The 20,359-nt window shown below is 43.0% G+C and carries 19 protein-coding genes and 1 pseudogene; 15 read left to right on the top strand and 5 right to left on the bottom strand.

Annotated elements, in window-relative coordinates; all coding sequences use genetic code 11:
• Nucleotides 1–15: 15 nt before the first annotated feature.
• Together ACLU9Q_RS15295 and ACLU9Q_RS15290 are read left to right on the top strand one after the other, a co-directional pair.
• Nucleotides 16–1,347 carry a VWA-like domain-containing protein gene (locus ACLU9Q_RS15295; RefSeq protein WP_412625594.1) on the top strand — a complete coding sequence of 444 codons (1,332 nt, stop codon included), beginning with the start codon at nucleotides 16–18 and terminating at the stop codon, nucleotides 1,345–1,347.
• Between the two features lie 30 nt (nucleotides 1,348–1,377).
• On the top strand, nucleotides 1,378–2,910 hold the full coding sequence (locus ACLU9Q_RS15290; protein ID WP_412625592.1) for an AAA family ATPase: 1,533 nt from the start codon (nucleotides 1,378–1,380) through the stop codon (nucleotides 2,908–2,910).
• 131 nt (nucleotides 2,911–3,041) lie between these two features.
• Here ACLU9Q_RS15290 and pyk read toward each other — a convergent pair whose 3' ends face one another.
• Genes pyk through ACLU9Q_RS15275 form a run of 3 tightly spaced genes read right to left on the bottom strand, consistent with a single transcriptional unit; the run spans nucleotide 3,042 to nucleotide 6,156 of the window.
• Nucleotides 3,042–4,475, bottom strand: coding sequence for a pyruvate kinase (gene pyk / locus ACLU9Q_RS15285; protein ID WP_296839809.1), 1,434 nt, complete (start codon nucleotides 4,473–4,475; stop codon nucleotides 3,042–3,044).
• Between the two features lie 2 nt (nucleotides 4,476–4,477).
• Nucleotides 4,478–5,311: a Cof-type HAD-IIB family hydrolase gene (locus tag ACLU9Q_RS15280; RefSeq protein WP_296839806.1), complete on the bottom strand. Its 834-nt coding sequence runs from the start codon at nucleotides 5,309–5,311 to the stop codon at nucleotides 4,478–4,480.
• The gene (locus tag ACLU9Q_RS15275; protein WP_298513567.1) at nucleotides 5,308–6,156 is read right to left on the bottom strand and encodes a PHP domain-containing protein; all 849 of its coding nucleotides are present in this window, start codon (nucleotides 6,154–6,156) and stop codon (nucleotides 5,308–5,310) included. The genes ACLU9Q_RS15280 and ACLU9Q_RS15275 overlap by 4 nt, the downstream gene beginning before the upstream one ends.
• Nucleotides 6,157–6,603: 447 nt before the next feature.
• Here ACLU9Q_RS15275 and ACLU9Q_RS15270 point away from each other — a divergent pair.
• The 4 genes and pseudogenes from ACLU9Q_RS15270 to ACLU9Q_RS15255 form a co-directional block, all read left to right on the top strand.
• Nucleotides 6,604–7,149 (top strand): annotated as a pseudogene (locus ACLU9Q_RS15270) (SDR family oxidoreductase); the annotation flags it as partial.
• An 11-nt stretch (nucleotides 7,150–7,160) separates the two neighbouring features.
• Nucleotides 7,161–7,766: a dTDP-4-dehydrorhamnose 3,5-epimerase gene (rfbC, locus tag ACLU9Q_RS15265; RefSeq protein WP_412625591.1), complete on the top strand. Its 606-nt coding sequence runs from the start codon at nucleotides 7,161–7,163 to the stop codon at nucleotides 7,764–7,766.
• Nucleotides 7,767–7,779: 13 nt separating this feature from the next.
• Nucleotides 7,780–8,247 carry a PssD/Cps14F family polysaccharide biosynthesis glycosyltransferase gene (gene pssD, locus ACLU9Q_RS15260; protein WP_412625589.1) on the top strand — a complete coding sequence of 156 codons (468 nt, stop codon included), beginning with the start codon at nucleotides 7,780–7,782 and terminating at the stop codon, nucleotides 8,245–8,247.
• 15 nt (nucleotides 8,248–8,262) lie between these two features.
• Nucleotides 8,263–9,375, top strand: coding sequence for a glycoside hydrolase family 99-like domain-containing protein (locus tag ACLU9Q_RS15255; RefSeq protein ID WP_412625587.1), 1,113 nt, complete (start codon nucleotides 8,263–8,265; stop codon nucleotides 9,373–9,375).
• A gap of 98 nt (nucleotides 9,376–9,473) precedes the next feature.
• Here the strand turns inward: ACLU9Q_RS15255 and ACLU9Q_RS15250 are convergent, their stop codons facing one another.
• Nucleotides 9,474–10,679: an IS110 family transposase gene (locus tag ACLU9Q_RS15250; RefSeq protein WP_296832919.1), complete on the bottom strand. Its 1,206-nt coding sequence runs from the start codon at nucleotides 10,677–10,679 to the stop codon at nucleotides 9,474–9,476.
• Nucleotides 10,680–11,008: 329 nt separating this feature from the next.
• Here ACLU9Q_RS15250 and ACLU9Q_RS15245 point away from each other — a divergent pair, with 329 nt between their 5' ends.
• Together ACLU9Q_RS15245 and ACLU9Q_RS15240 are read left to right on the top strand one after the other, a co-directional pair.
• Complete coding sequence (locus ACLU9Q_RS15245) at nucleotides 11,009–12,208, top strand: glycosyltransferase family 4 protein (protein WP_412625585.1); 1,200 nt, start codon at nucleotides 11,009–11,011, stop codon at nucleotides 12,206–12,208.
• Nucleotides 12,192–14,009, top strand: coding sequence for a hypothetical protein (locus tag ACLU9Q_RS15240; RefSeq protein WP_412625584.1), 1,818 nt, complete (start codon nucleotides 12,192–12,194; stop codon nucleotides 14,007–14,009). Before ACLU9Q_RS15245 ends, ACLU9Q_RS15240 begins: the two co-directional genes overlap by 17 nt.
• Before the next feature lie 243 nt (nucleotides 14,010–14,252).
• Here the strand turns inward: ACLU9Q_RS15240 and ACLU9Q_RS15235 are convergent, their stop codons facing one another.
• Nucleotides 14,253–14,546, bottom strand: coding sequence for an ATP-binding protein (locus ACLU9Q_RS15235; protein WP_412625601.1), 294 nt, complete (start codon nucleotides 14,544–14,546; stop codon nucleotides 14,253–14,255).
• 513 nt (nucleotides 14,547–15,059) lie between these two features.
• On the opposite strand from ACLU9Q_RS15235, the gene ACLU9Q_RS15230 reads away from it, so the two are divergent.
• The 7 genes from ACLU9Q_RS15230 (at nucleotide 15,060) to ACLU9Q_RS15200 (ending at nucleotide 19,986) form a co-directional block, all read left to right on the top strand.
• Complete coding sequence (locus ACLU9Q_RS15230; protein WP_412625583.1) at nucleotides 15,060–15,278, top strand: hypothetical protein; 219 nt, start codon at nucleotides 15,060–15,062, stop codon at nucleotides 15,276–15,278.
• A 423-nt stretch (nucleotides 15,279–15,701) separates the two neighbouring features.
• The gene (locus ACLU9Q_RS15225; protein ID WP_412625582.1) at nucleotides 15,702–16,214 is read left to right on the top strand and encodes a hypothetical protein; all 513 of its coding nucleotides are present in this window, start codon (nucleotides 15,702–15,704) and stop codon (nucleotides 16,212–16,214) included.
• Nucleotides 16,215–16,336: 122 nt separating this feature from the next.
• Nucleotides 16,337–18,133: a pentapeptide repeat-containing protein gene (locus ACLU9Q_RS15220; RefSeq protein WP_412625580.1), complete on the top strand. Its 1,797-nt coding sequence runs from the start codon at nucleotides 16,337–16,339 to the stop codon at nucleotides 18,131–18,133.
• A 66-nt stretch (nucleotides 18,134–18,199) separates the two neighbouring features.
• On the top strand, nucleotides 18,200–18,580 hold the full coding sequence (locus ACLU9Q_RS15215) for a hypothetical protein (RefSeq protein WP_412625578.1): 381 nt from the start codon (nucleotides 18,200–18,202) through the stop codon (nucleotides 18,578–18,580).
• Nucleotides 18,571–19,440, top strand: a complete 870-nt coding sequence (locus ACLU9Q_RS15210) for an NB-ARC domain-containing protein (protein WP_412625577.1) — start codon at nucleotides 18,571–18,573, stop codon at nucleotides 19,438–19,440. Before ACLU9Q_RS15215 ends, ACLU9Q_RS15210 begins: the two co-directional genes overlap by 10 nt.
• A complete protein-coding gene (locus ACLU9Q_RS15205; RefSeq protein ID WP_412625575.1) occupies nucleotides 19,418–19,795 on the top strand; it encodes a tetratricopeptide repeat protein in 378 nt (125 codons plus the stop codon). The genes ACLU9Q_RS15210 and ACLU9Q_RS15205 overlap by 23 nt, the downstream gene beginning before the upstream one ends.
• Entirely contained in the window at nucleotides 19,762–19,986 is a 225-nt protein-coding gene (locus ACLU9Q_RS15200; protein WP_412625574.1) for a phage holin family protein, read from the top strand. Before ACLU9Q_RS15205 ends, ACLU9Q_RS15200 begins: the two co-directional genes overlap by 34 nt.
• The last annotated feature ends 373 nt before the right edge of the window (nucleotides 19,987–20,359 follow it).

The following is a 20,359-nucleotide window of genomic DNA, read 5'->3' as shown; positions in this document are numbered from 1 at the left end:
ACGGGAGGGAATCGTTTGCAGGAAATTTTTGAGCGGGAACAGGAGATCAGAAAGCGCATGGAGGACGCCGGCCGTCACATCCTTTTTAATGCCAGAAATGAGCTGTTTCTGCATATGCGTTTTCTCGATGTGGCGCTGTCCTCCTTCTCTTATGCGATGGATGAGGGAATCACGTGTGTGGCGACGGACGGAAATTTTATCTATTATAATACAAAGTATCTGGGCGGCGAGTTCCGCGCCGAACGCAGGCGGATCAACCGGATGTATCTTCACATGGTGCTTCATTGCCTCCTCGGTCATGTGTTTCGAAAGCCGCAGGGGGCGGAGGAATACTGGGACCTGGCGTGCGATATTGCGATGGAATCTATCATAGACGATATGCAGATCCGCTGTGTAAAGCTTCCTGTTTCGTGGGAGAGGGAAAAGCTTTACAGGGAGCTTCGCGGGAGCCTTAAGGTGCTGACGGCGGAGGGAATCTGTCATACTCTGGAAAAGTGGCAGCCCGATGAACGCAGGCTGCAGAAATGGCGTCGGGAGTTTACGGTGGACGATCACAGCCGCTGGTGCCGCGAGCCGGAGCACCCCAAAGATGTTAAGACGCGGGATCGCTGGCAGGACATTCGCGAAAAGATGGAGATGGACCTTGATACCTTCTCGAAGGAGGCTTCGGAGGGCGACGGCGGTCTGAAGGAGCAGCTTAAGGTCGTGCAGCGGGAGACGATGGACTACCGCACCTTTCTGCGGAAATTTGCAGTATTAAAAGAAGCCGTGCAGGTGGATCCCGACCAGTTTGATTATGTATTTTACAGCTACGGGCTGTCGCTGTACGGCAATATGCCGCTGATCGAGCCGCAGGAGACAAAGGAGGTAAAAAAGATCGAGGAGTTTGCTGTGGTGATCGATACGTCGATGTCCTGCTCTGGCGAGCTTGTGCGGGCGTTTCTGGAGGAAACCTATGCGATCCTGAGCGAACAGGAAAGCTTTTTCCGAAAGATCAACCTCCATATTATTCAGTGCGATGAGCATGTGCAGGCGGACACGGGCATTTCATCTCTGGAGGAGCTTCGGGAGTACATGGAGCATTTCGAGATTATCGGCAGCGGCGGGACAGATTTCCGCCCGGCGTTCACCTATGTGGAGCAGCTTATCCGGGAGCGAAAATTTACGAATTTAAAAGGGCTTCTTTATTTTACAGACGGATTTGGCATTTATCCGAAACGGATGCCGCCGTTTGAGACCGCGTTTCTGTTTATGGAAGAGGAGGAGTCCGACACCAACGTGCCGCCGTGGGCGATGAAGCTGGTGATAAAGCGGCGGGAGCTGGAGAAACGCGCGAAGGAAAACTGAGAGTGTGGAAGAAAAAGTGAGAGGGCGATTATGAATATCAAGAGAGCGAAGGAAGAAATACGAAATTCCATTGAAGCATACTTAAGCAGGGATGAGTACGGCGAGTACCGGATTCCGCCGGTGCGTCAGCGTCCGCTTCTGCTGATCGGACCGCCGGGAATCGGGAAAACGCAGATCATGGAGCAGATCGCGAGGGAAAATAAGCTGGGACTTGTTTCCTACACCATCACGCATCACACCCGGCAGAGCGCAATCGGGCTGCCGTTTATCCGCGAGAAGGAATTTGGCGGCAAAACTTATTCCGTGACGGAATATACAATGAGTGAGATCATTGCGTCGGTGTACGAAAAAATGGAGGAGACGGGACTGCGTGAGGGCATTCTTTTTATCGACGAGATCAACTGCGTGTCGGAGACGCTGGCTCCCGCGATGCTGCAGTTTCTGCAGTGTAAGACCTTCGGCAATCAGAAGGTGCCGCAGGGCTGGGTGATCGTGGCGGCGGGCAATCCGCCGGAGTACAATAAATCGGTGCGCGAATTTGACGTGGTGACATTGGACCGTATTAAGAAAATCGACGTGGAGGCGGATTTTGCGGTCTGGAAGGAGTACGCTTACGCAGCGGGTATCCACAATGCGATCATTTCTTACCTGGAGCTGAAGAAAGACCATTTTTATAAGGTGGAGACAACGGTGGACGGCAAGCTGTTTGCGACCGCCCGCGGCTGGGAGGATCTGTCGCAGCTTCTGCAGGTGTATGAGACGCTTGGCAGGACGGCAGACCGGGAGGTGATCTATCAGTACATCCAGCATTGGCGGATTGCGAAGGACTTTGCAAATTATCTCGATCTGTATAATAAATATAAAAAGGACTACCGCGTGCAGGAGATTTTGCAGGGCAGGATCAGCGATGCGGCTGTGGATAAGATCCGGCGGGCTTCCTTCGATGAAAAGCTCAGTGTGATCGGACTGCTGCTCTCGGCGCTGCATGAGCTGTTTGCTGAAGCACATCACGCAGACCAGTATGTGACCGGGCTGTTCGGACAGTTAAAGGATTACAAAGACCTGCTTGGCAGCGCGGCGCAGGAGCTTTCCGGGGAGGAGGCGCAGCGGCTTCTGGAGGCGGTCGCGGGAAAGTTTGCGAAGGAATTTGCGCGCCAGAAAAAGGCGGAGCATATCACAAGAGAAGGGGAGCATGTGCAGAGCGAGATCCAGAAAACGCTGGAGCGCTATACAGTTTCTCTGAAGGCAGACCTGCCGCAGGACGGTCAGCAGGCGTTTGCGCAGATTAAAGAGTGGTTTTCCGCCGAACCGCAGAAACGCAGCAGGGCGCTTGCCCAGGCGGACGCGGCGCTGAATTTCGCTTTTGATTTCCTGGAGCGCGCCTTTGGCGACAGCCAGGAAATGGTTGTGTTTATCACAGAGATGAATACGGATTATTATGCGGCATGGTTTGTGGATGTCAACGGCTGTGACCGTTTCTATAAATATAATAAGAGCCTTCTCTTTTCCGAGCGGCAGCAGGGGATTCTGAAAGAGCTGGCGGATATTGAGGAGCTGCTGTAAAATTTAAGAATGATAAAACAGAACACGGTACCGGAAGATTCTTCCAGCACCGTGTTTTTTAGTTTTCGGCAACGCGTATCTGATTTAACGGAACAGAACGCAGATGCAGTCTGGTTCTGCTTCAATCGGATTTAGTATGGATCGCCGACGATATGCACGTTGATGAGGTTCGTCGTGCCTGACATGCCAAGCGGAACCCCGGCGGTAATGACCGTTATGTCGCCGTCTTTTAAGAAACCGGCAGCAGTTGCTTCTTCAATAGAATGCTCAAACAGCTCAAAGGTATCCTGCTCTTCCTTTGTCTGGATCGGTACGATGCCCCAGCAGAGATTGAGCTGACGCCACACATGCGGGTGCGTTGCACAGCCGATGATCGGACAGGCGGGGCGGTACTTGGAAATCGTGTGCGCGGTTCCGCCGGACTTTGTGACGGTAACGATAGCCTGTGCTTTCAGATCGTGCGCCGTCGAGCAGGTTGCATAAGCGATTGCCTCAGTAATGTTCTGATGCCCGCTGTTTGTGCTGATATGGTTGAAGCGGTTTACATAATCAATGTCGTTCTCCGTCTGCTGTGCGATGCGCACCATGGTCTGCAGCGTCTCCACCGGGTATTTGCCGGCAGCCGTCTCGCCGGAGAGCATGATCGCGCTGGTGCCGTCGTAGATCGCATTTGCCACGTCCGTCGCCTCCGCTCTCGTGGGGCGCGGATGCGTTATCATGGAATCGAGCATCTGCGTGGCTGTGATGGAGATTTTGCCTGCCTGGATAGATTTCTTAATCAATTTCTTCTGGATTGCCGGAACGTCCTCCAGCGGAATTTCCACGCCCATATCGCCGCGGGCGATCATGATGCCGTCGGCAACCTCCAGAATTTCGTCAATATTGTCAACGCCCTCTTTATTTTCAATTTTTGCAATGATCTGTATTGTGTCACAGTTCTGCTCTTCGAGAATCTTTCTGATATCCAGAATATCCTGTGCGGAGCGCGTAAACGAGGCTGCAATGAAATCGAAGCCCATCTTGATGCCGAAAAGGATATCGGAGTGGTCCTTTTCACTGACAAACGGCATGGAGAGCGAGACATCCGGCACGTTTACGCCCTTACGGTTGGAAACCGGGCCGGAGTTCAGCACCTCGCAGATGATGTCTGTGTCGGTGATTTCTTTGATAGTAAGACCGATCAGACCGTCGTCTAAAAGAATCATATCACCCGCTTTGACGTCCTTCACCAGATCGGCGTAGGTAATGGAAACGATGGAAGCATCACCCTCCACCTCGCGCGTGGTGAGCGTGAAGGTCTGTCCCTTCTGAAGCTGCACCTTTCCTTCCCTGAAGGTTTTCAGACGGATTTCCGGTCCCTTGGTGTCGAGCAGGGCGGCAACCGGAAGCTTTGCCTTATTTCTTGCTTTTTTCAGTGCGACAAAGCGGTCGCGCTGTTCATCGTGCGTGCCGTGGGAAAAATTAAAGCGCGCCACATTCATACCGGAGTCGATCAGCGCCTCCAGAACGCCGGGCTGGTCGGTGGATGGTCCGAGTGTACAGATGATTTTCGTTTTTCTTAACATAGTCAATCCTTTCCCTTCGTTAGAATAAATTTGTAAATGATTTCTGCAATGCCATCGTGGTTGTTATCATGCTCCGTCACGTAATTTCCGTGCGCATACATGGAGCTTTCCGCGTTTTTCATGATCGCACTGATGTGCGTTGCCTCCAGCATCGGGATATCGTTGTCGGCATCCCCGGCGGAGATGGTGTTTTTAAGCGGCAGATCAAACATCTCGCAGAAAATTTTAATCGCGCTGCCCTTCGATACGCCCACCGGCATATACTCCAGATAATTCGGGCAGGAATAAAAGCTGTCCACTTTTCCGTCCGCCCATTCGGAGAGAGAAGCCTGGAAATCGTGCAGCCGCTGCGGATCGTCCAGTTCGATCACGATCACCTTTTCCGGTTCTTCGGGCAGCGCCCCGCATACATCGTCCGTGATCAGATACTGCATGGTGGTGGCAGTCGTATAGGAAAGCAGCTCGCGGGTATTGTGCGCGGAAAGCACGGCGGTTTTGGTGTAGGTGTGGGCATAAAGCCCGGCTTTTTCCGCCGCCTCCAGAATATGCCGCACGACCGCAACCGGAAGCGTTTTCCGGTAAATGGGCTTTTTATGGAATAGGTCATAAATGCAGGCGCCGTTGTACGTAATGGCGTAGCAGCCCTCCGAATCTAAGGACATCTTTTCCGCAAACGTCAGTGCGCTGACGGTTGCGCGTCCGGAGGTGATGACAATTTTGTGTCCCTGGCGCAGTGCTTCGCGGATCGCTGCCATGTTGCCCGGCGTGATTTCCTTCGCATCATTTAAGAGCGTGCCGTCCAGGTCGAGAAATAAAATCTTTTTTTTCTGATTCATTGCTGTTTTCTCCTGCTTCGCAGATTTGTTAAAACATGGTATGGGATACGGAGGTTCCCGCGCCCCACGCCGAGGTCGATATAAGGCTTGTTGCTTCCGTGAAAGTCGGAACCGCCGGAAATCAGAAGCCCATGTCTTTTTGCAAGCTGCCGGACGAGATTTTCATCGAGCGCAGAGTGCGTGGAGTAGATCGCTTCGATGCCGATCAATCCGGCTTTTCTCAGGGAAGCGAGCAGCTCGTCCATCTCTGCCTCCGGCAGATGGTAGAGCATCGGATGTGCCAGAATGGGGATCCCGCCCGTGCTGGAAATCAGATGCACCGCCTGCACCGGGGTCACCTTCTCGCGCGGAACGAAATAGCGGCAGTTTTCGCCGATGTATTTTTCAAACGCCTCCGGCATTTCCGCAACGTAGCCGTGGTCCATGAGATAGCGCGCAAAATGCGCCCGCGTCCACACGGCGTCCCCGAAAGCGGCTTCCATCTGCTCATGGGAAATGTCGATGCCGTCCTCCTGCATCTTCCGGATCATCTTTTCATTGCGGACATCGCGCGAGTCCTGAAAGCGCGTGAGCCGTTCGCAAAATTCCGCACTCTGATAATCAATATCCAGTCCGACAATGTGAATATCCTTCCCATGGTACTCCGTGGAAAACTCAATCCCGGCAATCACCTCCAACGCCGTGCCCTCTGCCGCGGCAAATGCCTCCGGCAGTCCGGCGACCGTATCGTGATCCGTCAGCGCGAACGCCCGCAGCCCCTTCTGACAGGCATATGCCACCAGCTTGGCGGGCGACATCGTGCCGTCCGAGCAATCAGAGTGTACATGCAGATCAACCGTTTCCATCAATGCGCCTCCTGTTTTCGTTAAAGTAAATGTAAAAATAAACATTGTATAAATTAGTATACCGCAAATTACCATATTCTTGCAAGAGGTGGGGAGAAGATAAAAAATTTTCGTAACCTTATCGTAACTACTCGTTACTGTTTACTCCGTTCACAGCAATCTTCACAAATCCATTTAAAATTCGCTTCGCGAATGAGATTTGTTCACGCTTGAATCACATTTTCGCGCCTCAAACCCGCGGAAATGGCTTCGCGTCGCAGCAGGTGTTTGAGGCTGGCGTGAACAGTGACAACTACTCAGGTATGCGGAAAATATTAAAACTTGCACCTACATCCGCAAAACCTGCGCTTGCACGTTTATGAGCCTGTTTACACAGCCGCGTTTTGCTTATTAGAAGTTGAGCTGCGTATCCGGACAGGTGAAAAATTTTTTCAGTTGTTTGGGAAAGTTTACGGTAGACAGGGCACAGAGCCTTGGCAGCCGGACTGTAAGGATTACAAGCCGCTGAATGTTTACGGTCAGACCAAGCTGGAGGGTGAACTGGCTGTCAGCCAGACTCTGGAGAAATACTTCATTGTCCGCATTGCCTGGGTGTTCGGTCTGAACGGTAAGAACTTCATCAAGACCATGATCAATGTTGGAAAGACACACGATGAAGTCCGTGTGGTCAATGACCAGATCGGCACGCCGACCTATACATATGATCTGGCACGGCTGCTGGTGGATATGTGTGAGACAGAGAAGTATGGATATTACCACGCCACGAATGAGGGCGGATATATTTCCTGGTACGACTTCTGTTGCGAGTTCTATAAACAGTATGGGTTGAAAACAAGAGTCATCCCGGTGACTACAGAAGAATATGGACTCAGCAAGGCAGCCCGTCCGGTGAATAGCAGGTTAGATAAAAGAAAGTTGGTTGAAGCTGGGTTTGCCCCGCTTCCGACATGGCAGGATGCAGTTAACAGGTATCTAAAGGAAGCACAGCTTTAAGGAGAGAGAAGATGGGACAGATAAATGTGGAAAAGAATGTTGGTGGTATTGAAGGGCTTTGTGTAATCACACCTGCTGTTCATGGCGACAGTCGTGGTTATTTCATGGAGACTTATAGCCAGAGAGATATGGAAGAAGCCGGGATTGATATTATGTTTGTTCAGGACAATCAATCCATGAGTAGCAAAGGCGTACTGCGGGGGCTTCATTTCCAGAAGAACTATCCACAGACGAAGCTGGTCAGAGTAATTGGAGGCTCTGTGTTTGATGTAGCTGTGGATTTGAGAAGTGGAAGTAAAACATACGGAAAATGGCATGGTATCGAATTGACAGAGGAAAACAAGAAGCAGTTTCTGATTCCGAGAGGCTTTGCCCATGGATTTTTGGTATTGAGTGAAACTGCTGAGTTTTGCTATAAATGCGATGATTTTTACCACCCAAATGATGAAGGTGGTATGGCTTGGAACGACCCGGAGATTGGTATTGAATGGCCGAAGGTAGAGGGAAAGTACAAAGGCACAGCAAGTGCTGAAGGCTATAGCGTAGATGGTGTCGAGTTAAATCTAAGCAATAAAGATCAGAAGTGGCTTGGACTGAAGGACACATTTAAGTTTTGAGGAATGATAAAAGATGAAATATAAAAAAGAGAAACCAACTATATGTCTGGTATCTTCATCGGGAGGTCATTGGGAGCAACTACAAAAATTAAAACCTCTTCTTGAAAAATACGATGGATTTTTAGTTACTGAAAAAACACTGTTTGAAGCAGATGCGAAGTATTTCATGATTCAGACAGATTTGAAGGACAAATGGATGCTCCCTAAGATGATGGTCAATACGTGTCGGGCATTGAGGATCTGGATAAAAGAGCGACCGGATTTTGTGGTTACAACTGGAACAATGGTTGCCTATCCTTTTTATTTGTTCGCTATATTGACACATAAGAAGTTTGTATTCATTGAAACGTTTGGTCGGGCAGATATGCCGACAGTGGCTGGAAAGCTGATGGAGAAGCATTCGGACTTGTTTATTGTCCAGTGGGAATCACAGGTAAAGGATAAGCGCAGTGAATTGATTCGAGTATTATCAGAAAATTAGCGCACGGAGGCAATTATGAAAATTATTACATTTTATCTGCCACAATTTCATTGCATTCCAGAGAATGATGAATGGTGGGGAAAAGGTTTTACCGAATGGGTAAATATGAAGAAGGCGAAACCATTGTATGATGGTCATTACCAGCCGAGGGTTCCTCTGAATAAAAATTATTACGATCTTTCTGATCCGGAAACCATGCGGTGGCAAGTTGATTTGGCTAAAAAGTATGGTGTATATGGGTGGTGTTTATATCACTATTGGTTTAATGGAAAACTTTTACTTGAAAAACCTGTTGAGCATCTGTTAGCAGATAAGACTTTGGATATTCATTTTTGCTTGTCATGGGCTAATGAGCCGTGGACGAATGGTTGGGTTGCTGAAAAGGCAAAAGTATTAATTGCTCAAAGATATGGCAGGGAGAAAGAGTGGAAAGAGCATTTTGATTATTTGCTGCCGTTTTTTCAAGACGAACGCTATATTAAAGTGGATGGAAAGCCTTTGTTCGTTCTGTATAAAACCGATATTATTCCAGATATGAATGAGATGCTTGATTATTATCAGAAACTTGCGAAAGACGCGGGGTTTCCTGGAATTTGTTTTGCATATCAAGCTTTGTATCAGAATCAACTTACCATGCCAGATGATTCAAGATTTGATTTGAACATTCATTATGAGCCACCATATGCTGTTCGAGACCTAACGCATCAGAAACATTCGACTCTACGCAAAATTAAGAGAAAGGTTGAGTGCTTTCTGAATATGCACACTAATATTAATATCGAGCGGGTTTCTATGAATACGGGACTGAAATTTTTTGACTATGATCAGATTTGGGAAACCATATTAAAAAGGAAACCCATATCAGAAAAATGTGTACCAGGAGCGTATGTTGATTGGGATAATACACCGCGCAGACCCACACGAGGATCGATTCATCAAGGGGCTTCTCCTGAAAAGTTTGAAAGATATCTTTCAAAACAGATTAAACGTGCAAAAAACGTATATCATAAAGATATGATTTTTTTGTTTGCATGGAATGAGTGGGCTGAGGGAGGTTACCTTGAGCCTGATGAAAAGTTTCAATATGGTTATTTAGAAGCAATAAAACCTGCTAAGAAAAGTCAATAGTTTTTTGCAGATTTTTAGAATATTTTTCTTTTATAAAATTAGGTACAACAAGTAGACTGTCATTTAGGCAGCCTTTTTGCAGTCTTTCATTTTGATATTTATTTTATATCCGTATAGACTTCTTTAACTCGTGCGTAATATATTCTGAGAAACTTATTCAGCCCTGCTATTTTAGCAGCTTTTTTTGACTTGCCTTCAGATTCTTTTTTGACTATATACTGGTAAACTGGATCATCTGGCCTTGGGTGCGTTTTTATGCATCTCATGGTTTCATAGCCGACTTTACGCAGAGCCGCCGACCCACGTTTAGTTATCTTTCGATTAGAACCAACAAATTGCCCCGATTCATAAGGCGGAGTATCTATTCCCGCATATGCTATTAAAGCCTTTCCGCTATGGAACCTCCTGACATCACCAATTTCAGCAATTAGCTTTGGCGCCAGAACTTCTCCCACGCCTCCCATTCCCCTCACAACGGAATATTCCGGCAGGCTCTTTGCTAATTCCTGCATTCGTGATAAGATTATGCTTAGAGTTGCATCAACTTCTTTGAGCACTCGGACCGCTTCAGTTACCAGCATTTTGACGGATGGGGTTTCTGAAGATAAGGTAGGAATGCCTTCACGGGCCAGGGCATATATGGCTTTCGCCTTGTCCTGGCTCTGATGGTATTTCTTTTCTTTTGCCCAGAACGTGTACTGCTTTATAAATTCTGTTTCACTAAGACATGTGATAGTATCATAGTGCCAAAACCGTTCAACAAAATCACTCAATTTATCCTTTCGGTTTCCTTCATTCCAACTTGCAAGCATCCCCTTGATTCCAGGCATTGTATAATCCAGCAAATGCGTCAATTCATGCAGGGACATGATATGCAGTTTCATATAGTGCCTATATTGCTGTCCCAGCATCTTAAGTTCTCCATACACATCACCTGATGCTTTGAACTCTGCCATCGTAAACCAGTGCTCAATGCCGTAATTAGCAATAATCCTGGAATCTATCTTATCTGTCTTTGCCTTTCTAAGATCCCCGCTGCGGTATACTTTCATCAAGTATGGATTAATAACAGCTACAAACAGTCCTTTTTCCTGTAAATAGGTAAGGACTGGAAGATGATAGATGCCAGTTGCCTCCATAACAACTTTTACTTCATCGTCAAACCTTAGAAGCATAGCCGCGAGTTCCCCCAAATCCTTTTCTACATGGGAGATGTCGAACGGCCTGCTGACAATTTCCCCACAAGGTTTCAGTATGCATACCGTACTTTTCCCTTTTGCCACATCAATTCCTACACTGATCATAATAACCTCCTACAACCTTGGTAAATTTTTATTAGCAATCAGTAAAACCATCCACACTTATTACGATTCAGTTTAGTTCGTTACACGAAAGCTCTCATAGAGTATCAACCTGCCTAAGCGAATATTTATAATAAGGGGTTGGTTGACGGTTTTATTGACGGATGTTAAAAATCCAAAAAAGCCCATGCCATACCAACTGCTTCCCCTATTATAATAAAATAAGTGCAGATGTCAGAGTTAATTACTCTCTAACTACTACACTTTTATGGTACTAAAAAAGCACTGGAAGAGAATGGAGAATTTCCAGTTCAGAAAGGCAATTAAGAACAATGTTTGGGATTTCAAAAATATGCAAGGCGATAACAGATTTATATGCCTCTGTTGCATCATATTTGCAATTAATAAAGTATTTCCAAAACAATAATGGGAAAAAGATGTGTGTATGTGTGTCTCATGCAATGTCTAGAAGTGGTGCGCCACAAGTTTTATTAGAAGCCTCTAGAATTCTGAAGAAAAATGGCTACTCAGTTTGTATAATATCTGTTAGACATGGAGTTTTGGAAAAAGAAATTAGCGACATAGATGTTTTTTCTTGCAGATTTTTGGAAAAAGTATTTATGAAAACAATACTGAGATTTAGACCAGATGTTTGCATTGTTAATACAATTATACTGTCTGGTTGGATTGAATTTCTTGATGCGAATAATATACCTACACTTTGGTGGATTCATGAGGGTAAAACGTACATTGAAAAGTATTATGAGAAGTATTTAAAACTAAAAATTAATAATACTGAAGTATATAATGTTAGTGAGTGGTCATTAGAGGCATTTAAGAGTTTTGTACCTGACTATGAAGGTAAAGTATTGTATTATGGTATTTCAGACAAGTATAAGAACGAAATAGTTTCAAAATGTGATGCTAATGTGATAACCAAAAAACAAAGTGTACAGTTTGTTATGACTGTAATTGGCACTATTTCGGAACGAAAAAATCAAGCTTTTGTAGTACAGGCTTTTAAGAAGCTTCCTGAGTCAATGAAATCTAATATGCTTCTTGTCTTTGTTGGGGCATTAAACAGACAAGAGCAGAAGTATTTTGATGTTTTTAAGTCGATGATTGATTCTGATGATAATATAGCATATATTCCGTATGTTAAGCACGATGAGATAAAAAGAGTCTATGAAGAGTCGGATTTAGTTATCTGTGCATCAATTGATGACCCTCTTCCAGTGGTTATTAGTGAGGCAATGCTGTATAGAACCCCTTTTTTGACAAGTAGAAGTACTGGGCAGTATTACATGGTTTGTGATGGTATTAATGGATTTGTGTTTGATGAAAGTGCTGTTGAAAATCTGACCAACAAAATACTTCAAATATATCAATTACGACAGTCATTAGATGGTGTGGGAGATAGAGGGTTTGATCTGTATCAATCATATTTTTCAAATCAAGCATTTGAAAAGAATTTGTGTGCGGCATTGAATCATGTTATCGAAAAGAGGAAAAACTATGGAGATAAAAATTAGACGCAGCACATTAAGAAGGATTCCTATTATTTTGTGTTATGCATTTCTTTTCATTTACCGCTTTTTTGGGGAACGATATGATTTTTTTCAATATCGATACATGATTACGTTCCTCATAATTTGTTATGCATTATTAAAGTACGCACGATCTAATTATAAACAGAAGTATAGTGTAGAACTTAATCTGACTATTCGATTTATGCTGCCTTTTCTTTGCATTCTTGCATGGTCTTTTATTCAGATGTTTATCTGTGGAGCTGATATAAATTTGGCTTTTACTCAGATTTACAGGGTATTATTAATTTTGGGAATAAGTTTTGCACTCTTTGTTATATTTGGCGATGATGCAAAGTATATGCTATTTGATTTCTCATATGAAAATATGGGGTTCGAAGATGATTTCAAAAATCATGGACTTGCTGATTTGCGTATAGATGGAGATAAATATTATTTTCAGGATATTTCTATTGCGAATGCAATAAAGCGATTATTTGAAGATAAAGATTTTTCACGATGGTTGGTTAGAGAATCTGAATATGATGAAAATACAGATTATTACTGGATTTACAGAGAAGAAAGCTTTGTAGATAGAAAAGAAAAATCTGCTTTAAAGTGTATGAACGAGCAGAATTCATTTTTTCAGTGCGTACAAGCTCGTTACATTAATCATAATCCATGCTATTTGTTCGATACAGATCATCCGGCATGGAACAATACTTTAATATCTCATTCTTTTGTTTGTGCTATGATAAATATAGGGAGAGGTAGTAAATTATCAATGCCGTATGAAAAGAGATTAAAGATTCTTGACCCGATGAATGGTTCTGGTACAGTATGCATTGAAGCATTAAAATTTCAGGAAGTAACATTTTGTGGTGGTGACATTAGTCACCTATCCTCAATAATGGTAAATGATAATCTTATCTTCTTTCAAATGAAAAATGAAATATTGAAAAAATTTACATTTACATTGAAGGAATATCTAATTCAAATAAAAAAAACAGATTGGTTTTTTGATATAGACGAGAATTTCACGAAGCTTTCCCAGAGGAATCAATATGCTTTTGAGGAAGTTTTTGAAGAATTGTTGGGAGAGTTTTGTAATTATTTAATAAAATTAGAGAATATAGAAAAGAATCCCGAATATATAGAATATGTAGGTAGATTACTCCTATATCTTTATCGAAAAGCTTTTTTAAAAAATGAGAAAAAGTTGTTACGAAAAAAAGAAATGAGTGATTTTCACGTTGGCTCATTACTGAAAAAGTATGTATATGATGAAATATATTCTTTTTACTGTAGAGTTAAACAATATTTATTATTAAAAGAAAATCAAGATAATCATTCTCTGATTCCAATAATGTATCCAGAAAACATTGATTGCCTTATCGAAGGAATTGACTTGCAAGATTTTTTGAAGATATGGCAAAATGAGAATAATAAGGTAGACATGATTATTACAGATCCCCCTTATGGTGTTAATACTGGCGAAAAAGAAGAAGAGCTTTATCGTATTTACAAAACATTTATTATTCAGTCTTTGAAATGTTTAAAGGATAAAGGACAGATTATTATTTGTTTGCTATCAGAGATGCACCAAGGTCAGAAAACTTATAATTTTATTAAACGCGAATATATAGAGTGGTTATTTCGTAAAACAGCATATGAAAATAATATGGAGCTGGTGGTAAATGACACGGAAATCAGAGAAGAAGAAGCGATTTTTTGTTTCCCATTTTACTGGGAATCCAAAAGAGCACTAAAACGTGAAGTAATACGATTTGAAATTCGAAAAAAATAATTTGATTGCAGGCTGGACAAAACCCTGGCTGGGAGCTGGTAGCCTCTGAATGGCAATAAGGGCTACGCAACATAGTCGATCAGCTGTGCCGGGTAGTACATGTACGCTGGTGTTTTATATCCAATCGCTGAGTGCTTACGCGCAAATTATATGTATGTTTTTTGCCAAGAGGTTTTCCTCAAAAAAATCGTCAGAATTCCCCACTTTCATCTGGGGAATTCCCCAGTTTCAGCGTGAAGCATTTTATGCCATATCCTGTTGGGATGCCTCCTTTGGATTACTGCCCATGAGGGCATGTTCCATTCGATAACTGGTTCCTTCGAACAGGAATAAATGCTCATGGTGTACAAGGCGGTCTATCATCGCTGCGGTCATCTGGTCATCCGTGAAGACGCTTCCCCATTTGGAGAATTCAATGTTCGTTGTCAGTATCAGACTTTTTTGCTCATAACTGTCCGCGATCACGCGGAACAACAGCTGGGCGCCTTCCCGGTCTACCGGGACATAACCCCACTCATCCAGGATCAAAAGATCCAGAGAGCCCAGTTCTTTCGTAAGCGCTTACCAATAAACAGTACAGTGGAGAATTTGAAACCATCACAGATTGCGAAAAAAGGAGAACGCAGATTTAGAAAATAAACTTGGTTAAAAACAGTGGATGTGGTAAAGATAAGCCACCTGTGGATATCATATTAATGTGACGGGAACGTGGCTTGAATTTCTACAGTCTTGTTTGCGAATTTTCTGAAAAATTTTCTTGACTACTTTAAATACGTAAAATTCGATGGTAGAATTATAATAAAAAGATGTAAGCATGAAGTTCGGCGTGCGGATTTGCCGGTGGGTTAGTAAGTGCCTTCGCTTCTGTGGAAAATGAGGCGGTTTGCTCAGATGAGAGTTTATTTGGATAATTGTTGTTTTAACTGACCGTATGAGATGAGAAAAAATGCCATAACAGAATTTACAGACCGCAGACTGTAAAAGTACCGAACTGATAAGTTGAAGATGATGAATCCGTTAGACTTTATCAGGGAATTGGAGGTGTAATGTATGGGTTTGAATACAATAGAGATTATGAATAAGGGAATAAATTGTCTATTGGAAAAACTTGGCGTTGCAGAAGCGGAACAGTTTATTTCTATCATAATAAGGGGGAAATTTGATTATACAAAATGGCAGCAAAAACATTTTGATGAGATGACTCCAGAACAGATAGACGATGAAGCCCTCTGTGAATCAGATACACATAGTGTAAAGCTGAATATCTGAGCCACGGGGGGTATTTTTATACACATGAGTTAGTTTTGACTAATATCATTTATCGGTGCAGACTTGGTGTTGTCCGGCATTTTATCTGGCACCAAACCATACCACATTCAGTCAAATTAAAAAGAGGAGCAGCATTAATTAATCTGATGGAGATTTCATTGAATTGCTCTATGCCGTGACTTTTGTGACTGATTAAAGCTGGTTTGCTTTCAGCACTAAACCTGGGAGACTTAAAGTAAGTAGGAAGGAAACCCTATGCAAATCCCTTCAGGAATATGAGGAATGCGATTTTTGCGTTAATAATAGATATTTTATACGGAGTGTATTATAATTTACCTATAAACAGAGAAATCATGTAAGGAATAAGGATATGACAGATTTTATAAATTATATATGGAAAGATATCCTGAAAAGGGGAAAAATATGAATGAACAATTAGGCGGTTATATCAGCAGTATTGTAGCTGGTCTTATAACCAATGGGATACAGGGTATATTTGATTATATTACAGAAGAGACATTACAGGATCGTGTGATAAATGTAATTGAAACTGTACAAAAATTATATGAGAAAGAATACCAATGCGAGGATGACAGTTTGTTTATCTGGCAAAAAAATATTGAATATTATACCTTGTGGCTGGCACAGGGGTTTCTTCCAAGAGAGAACGCATTTCCTCCGATCTTGCACGGCAGGGATGAAGGCAGGAAGCTTACCATGGAAGAAGTTGATTTCATTTATTGCAAGATGGACCATCTGGTAAAAGAAGATGCGGAATTACGGAGCCTTCATGCCTCCATTGTGTGTGATGAGATATACCGGATGCTGTCAGGAAAAGACTGCACAGGGAAAAATCAGGACTATTATGGGTATGTCAAGAGTTTTGGCAGCGTGCTTTTTTGCATAAATCAGAAAATAAAAGGGCTATCACCTTGAAAGATACTTATGTTAAGCCAGACTATGATATAGCGGCACGCAGTGCCATAAAAGCAGAGGATGACCCGGGTGATATTGAAGAATTCCTGGTTGGGTTTTCTGCGGATAGAAAGAATCGGGTCATGATTATTGAGGGAGATGCCGGTGTGGGAAAAAGCAGTTTGCTTTCTTATCTTGCGTTCCGCAATGAAAGAGCCCGGCAGGAGACTGGCAGTGGGATATTCGGCACATCGAAAATGCTGTGTGTGCGTTTACGGAATCTGACAATGAATCAGGGATTTATTGATGCACCGGTTAAGAATATCGTTGAAGAATTAGGATTCCGGTCCTGTGAAGAACTTGCAGATTCCATAGGAGAGGCCGTCCTCTTGTTGGATGGGTTTGATGAACTATGTATGATAGACGGCATGACAGATTTTGCGGAGCAGATTCTGGGAGAAATCATCAGAGGCTTTTCAGAACAGCATATTATCATAACCACAAGGCCTAAATTTTTAAGTGTTTCGAAATTGAAAGAAGAAGGAATTGGCACGGGGATCGCTTATATCCTGTTAAAACATTTTGATACATTTAAAAGAGCAGAATGGATTAAACAGTATCGAGAGGTATGTGACAGGGAAGAGAATCCGCGGCTTGAAAGAATCCTTATGATTGACGAGGATGCTTCCAATGGGATTTGTGATACTCCGTTGGCTCTGTATATGCTTGCGGCAGGGAAAATCACAGATGAAGCCTGGGAAAATCCATGGCTTTTATACCATCAGATTTTCCGTATGGAACTGAGTAATACGGAATATAACAAACTGTTTTCCGGCGAATCCTACACACATTCGATCAGCCGCTATAAGGATATTCTGTATCAGGTCAGTGCTGAGATTGCATATAAAATGTATGTATCTGGGAATAAGCAGCTTTATGTAACACAGAGTGATATTGAAGAAGTGATCCGTAAATTGCATCTGGAATCAAGGCAGACCGGTCAGATTGTCAGGCGGTGTTATGCACTTTGCAATTACTGGAAAAATGACGGAGAACGGGGTGTGGCTGAATTTTACCATAATAATATAAGGGACTTTTTTCTATGCGAAAAGATATTTTACGAGCTTGAAAAGATTTATCAGTCCTTTGAGCCGGCCTGTATGACAGATAACGAGAAATGTAATAAAACCATTGAACAGTTTATTAATTGTTTCAGCCAGTTGTTTGCCTGTTCAGATTTGAATGATAAAGTATCCGAATTTATCTATTATAGATCGTTGTATAAAATGGTGTCCCATGAAGAAGAGGAGTTTATACAACAGGAATTGAAATATCAGTTCCTGGGCTGTTTTTTTGAAAAAATGTTCGTTAATGGTGCAATCCATGATTACCACTATGATGGAAAACGAAATCTGTATCAGGAGAATGTAAATGTATTGAAATGCGTTGTGCAGATATACAGGCATATTTATGAGCCCTATGTTGTAAGCGGGAAAAAGCGGCTGGAATGGTTTTTTAATGCCGGGTCTGAGATGAATGATATGGAAGGTCTGCCATTTTTGTTTAAACCTGTTTTTATTAGAACGCCGGTAACAATAGCGTCTGATTACTGTATTCCGGTTGCGGGATATGCGAATTTTAATCTATATGATATGAAAAAGGCAGATTTACGGTATGGGATGTTTAACCATTCGAAATTCCTGAGCTGCAATTTTTCAGATACGGTGCTTGTAAGCACAGATTTTTCAAATGCCAGATTAACAAACTGTAATTTTGAGAATGCAGATTTCAGGTTTTCCAGCCTGGCCGGAGCGAATATTACAGGATGCAGGTTTGATAATTGTAGTCTTGCAGGGACAACTCTTCCGGATGGATTTTGTTCTGATGTGCAGGAAGAACAGATGGAGCATATAAAGCAATTACTGCAAAAAGCGGATTGAGGTAATCCATAATTTCTCTGGAATCATTAATAGCATTTTGGTAGGACATTATATAAGGTGGACTTTATGAGCGAATTTAATTTCCAAACGGTATTTCAGATTTTGCATGAGCCTTTGGCGGGTAACACCAGTATAAAAAAAGAGGAACTATACAGAGATATTTTTCAGGGAGTATATCAGATAGCAGGCCGACGGTGTGAAGATGACGAAGACACGGCACCTTTCCGTAAATTTACCAGCGGCAGCCTGCCGATTCAAAAGTATGTGGTAAAAAAGCTTCATACGGAGAAAGGCTTCGAACTGACGAGGAAAGGGATTGAAGAGTGTTATCCAGTTGTCCAATGTCCGCAGCTCCGTTTGAAGCATCGCGGTTTATTGCGGCTGTGCTGGTGTGTGCCGATTATAAGAATCGATTTAGCGGAAAGACGGATCAGAAAGTGTTTTTAAATATTGACTTTATGCACTTAGATGATACAGAAGAACCATCTGCGTATCCTGTGTACCTTACAGAATCACCGGAAGATGCTGTTTGCTCATTTAAAGATCGGACTGAAGATCTGGAGAAACTCGAAAAGCAGATCCTTCTGGAAAAACGATCAATTTTGTTGACGGGCATAGGCGGACTTGGGAAGACAGAATTAGTGAAAAAGCTGTTACATAGGATTATGAACAGGAAAACGGTTGACTGCGGCATACGATATGTCGCGTGGGTGCCATATATCCATCAGAATTTAGCCCAGTCGTGCAAGGCAGCATTTCATTTACAGGATGAGACAGAGCAGGCGTGGATGTATATCCAGAATCTGGCAGCAAAACACAGGGATAAAATGTTGCTTATCATTGATAATGTGGAGAAGCGGGAAGGAGACAGATATTTAAAAAGACTGAATGATTTACCCTGCTGTGTACTTGTCACAAGCCGTTACAAAGAAGTTTCCGCTTTATCTGTATATGAACTTGGAACATTAGAAAAAAGCGAATGCCGGCAGTTATTTTATCACTTTTACAAATTGGGGCGGAATGATGAATGTCTGGATGAAATTATAGAACTGACCTCCCGCCATACTATTATGGTAGAATTTCTCGCTAAAGTTGCACAATTGGAAGGAATGAAGCTTGGGAATTTACTGGACCGGCTGATTGAGAAGGGATTTAAGCTGAGTGGGGAGGATGTGTCTGGAAACCATGAGAGACTACAGACGGAAAATACAATCATCCGGCAGATGTGTATTTTGTTTTCCATGGTGAATATTGAAGAGGCAGATTACAGAGAGGTGCTGGCTATTGCTGAGAAAAGGAGAGTTTGACGCTGCGATTGATTCTTATGAAACAAGCAGAGTGCTCTGGATAGATGCCCTGACTGAGGAGAGCGGTAAGCTTGCGCCGGTCTATCAAGGCCTGGGTGAATGTTATATAGAAAAAGAAGATTTTAAAAAGGCAATTCAGTTATTTTTAAAATCCCTGGAGTTGAATGAAGGAAATATTGGAATTGAAATAGAGGTCAGGAGTCATTTGGGAGAGTGCTGTTATTTCTCAGGAGATATGGAACGTGCGGAAAAGTTTTTTCTGGAATCTGTTGAACTTATAGAGCAGTCAGGTGAAGCTGGAACAGGAGCCCAAATTGCTCCGTGTTTGAATCTTGCCTTGCGATATTCATTTTGATATTTCTGACCAGTTTGCTTGATGTTTATGTGATCCGCAATGGAGATGTGGTCACGGTTACGATTATTCTTTTTTATCTGTCCCATGAAGGGACTGCGTTGCTTAAAAATATTTCTAAACTGGGTCTGCCTTTTCCGGAAGTACTGTGCAGCACTTTGGAAAGGATGAAAGGTGATGGAGCAAGGACGTAAAAGGCTGTTGGTAATGCTTGTTGACACGGTTTCTTGCAACAGGGAGAATTTTATGGTATGGTAAACATAATAGGTTTAAATGTAATCCATCTATTTATAGTTGACAGGATGAGTCAGAATTTTTGGCGCCGTGAAATGAGAAGAGCAAAGTTGAAATTGTGTGTTTACTTTTTATACCATATAATGTAGGCATGGGGAAAATAAATGTGTTACATTTATAAGGAAAATATCCGCGTTGCCTGGTGAAAATGTTGCGGTTTTAGCCAGCCTGCAGACCTGCCGCATTCAAACCAATACTGTGTAAGCAGATCCAAGGCATATTTGGACAGAGAGGCATACATACAGGGAGCCATGGGAGGATTAATCGGCAGAG

It is taken from the genome of Marvinbryantia sp., from assembly GCF_047017445.1.
In the GTDB taxonomy this organism is placed as follows: domain Bacteria; phylum Bacillota; class Clostridia; order Lachnospirales; family Lachnospiraceae; genus Marvinbryantia.
Note: the sequence above shows the minus strand (reverse complement) of the source record. Positions and strands in the feature narration are given on the sequence as shown.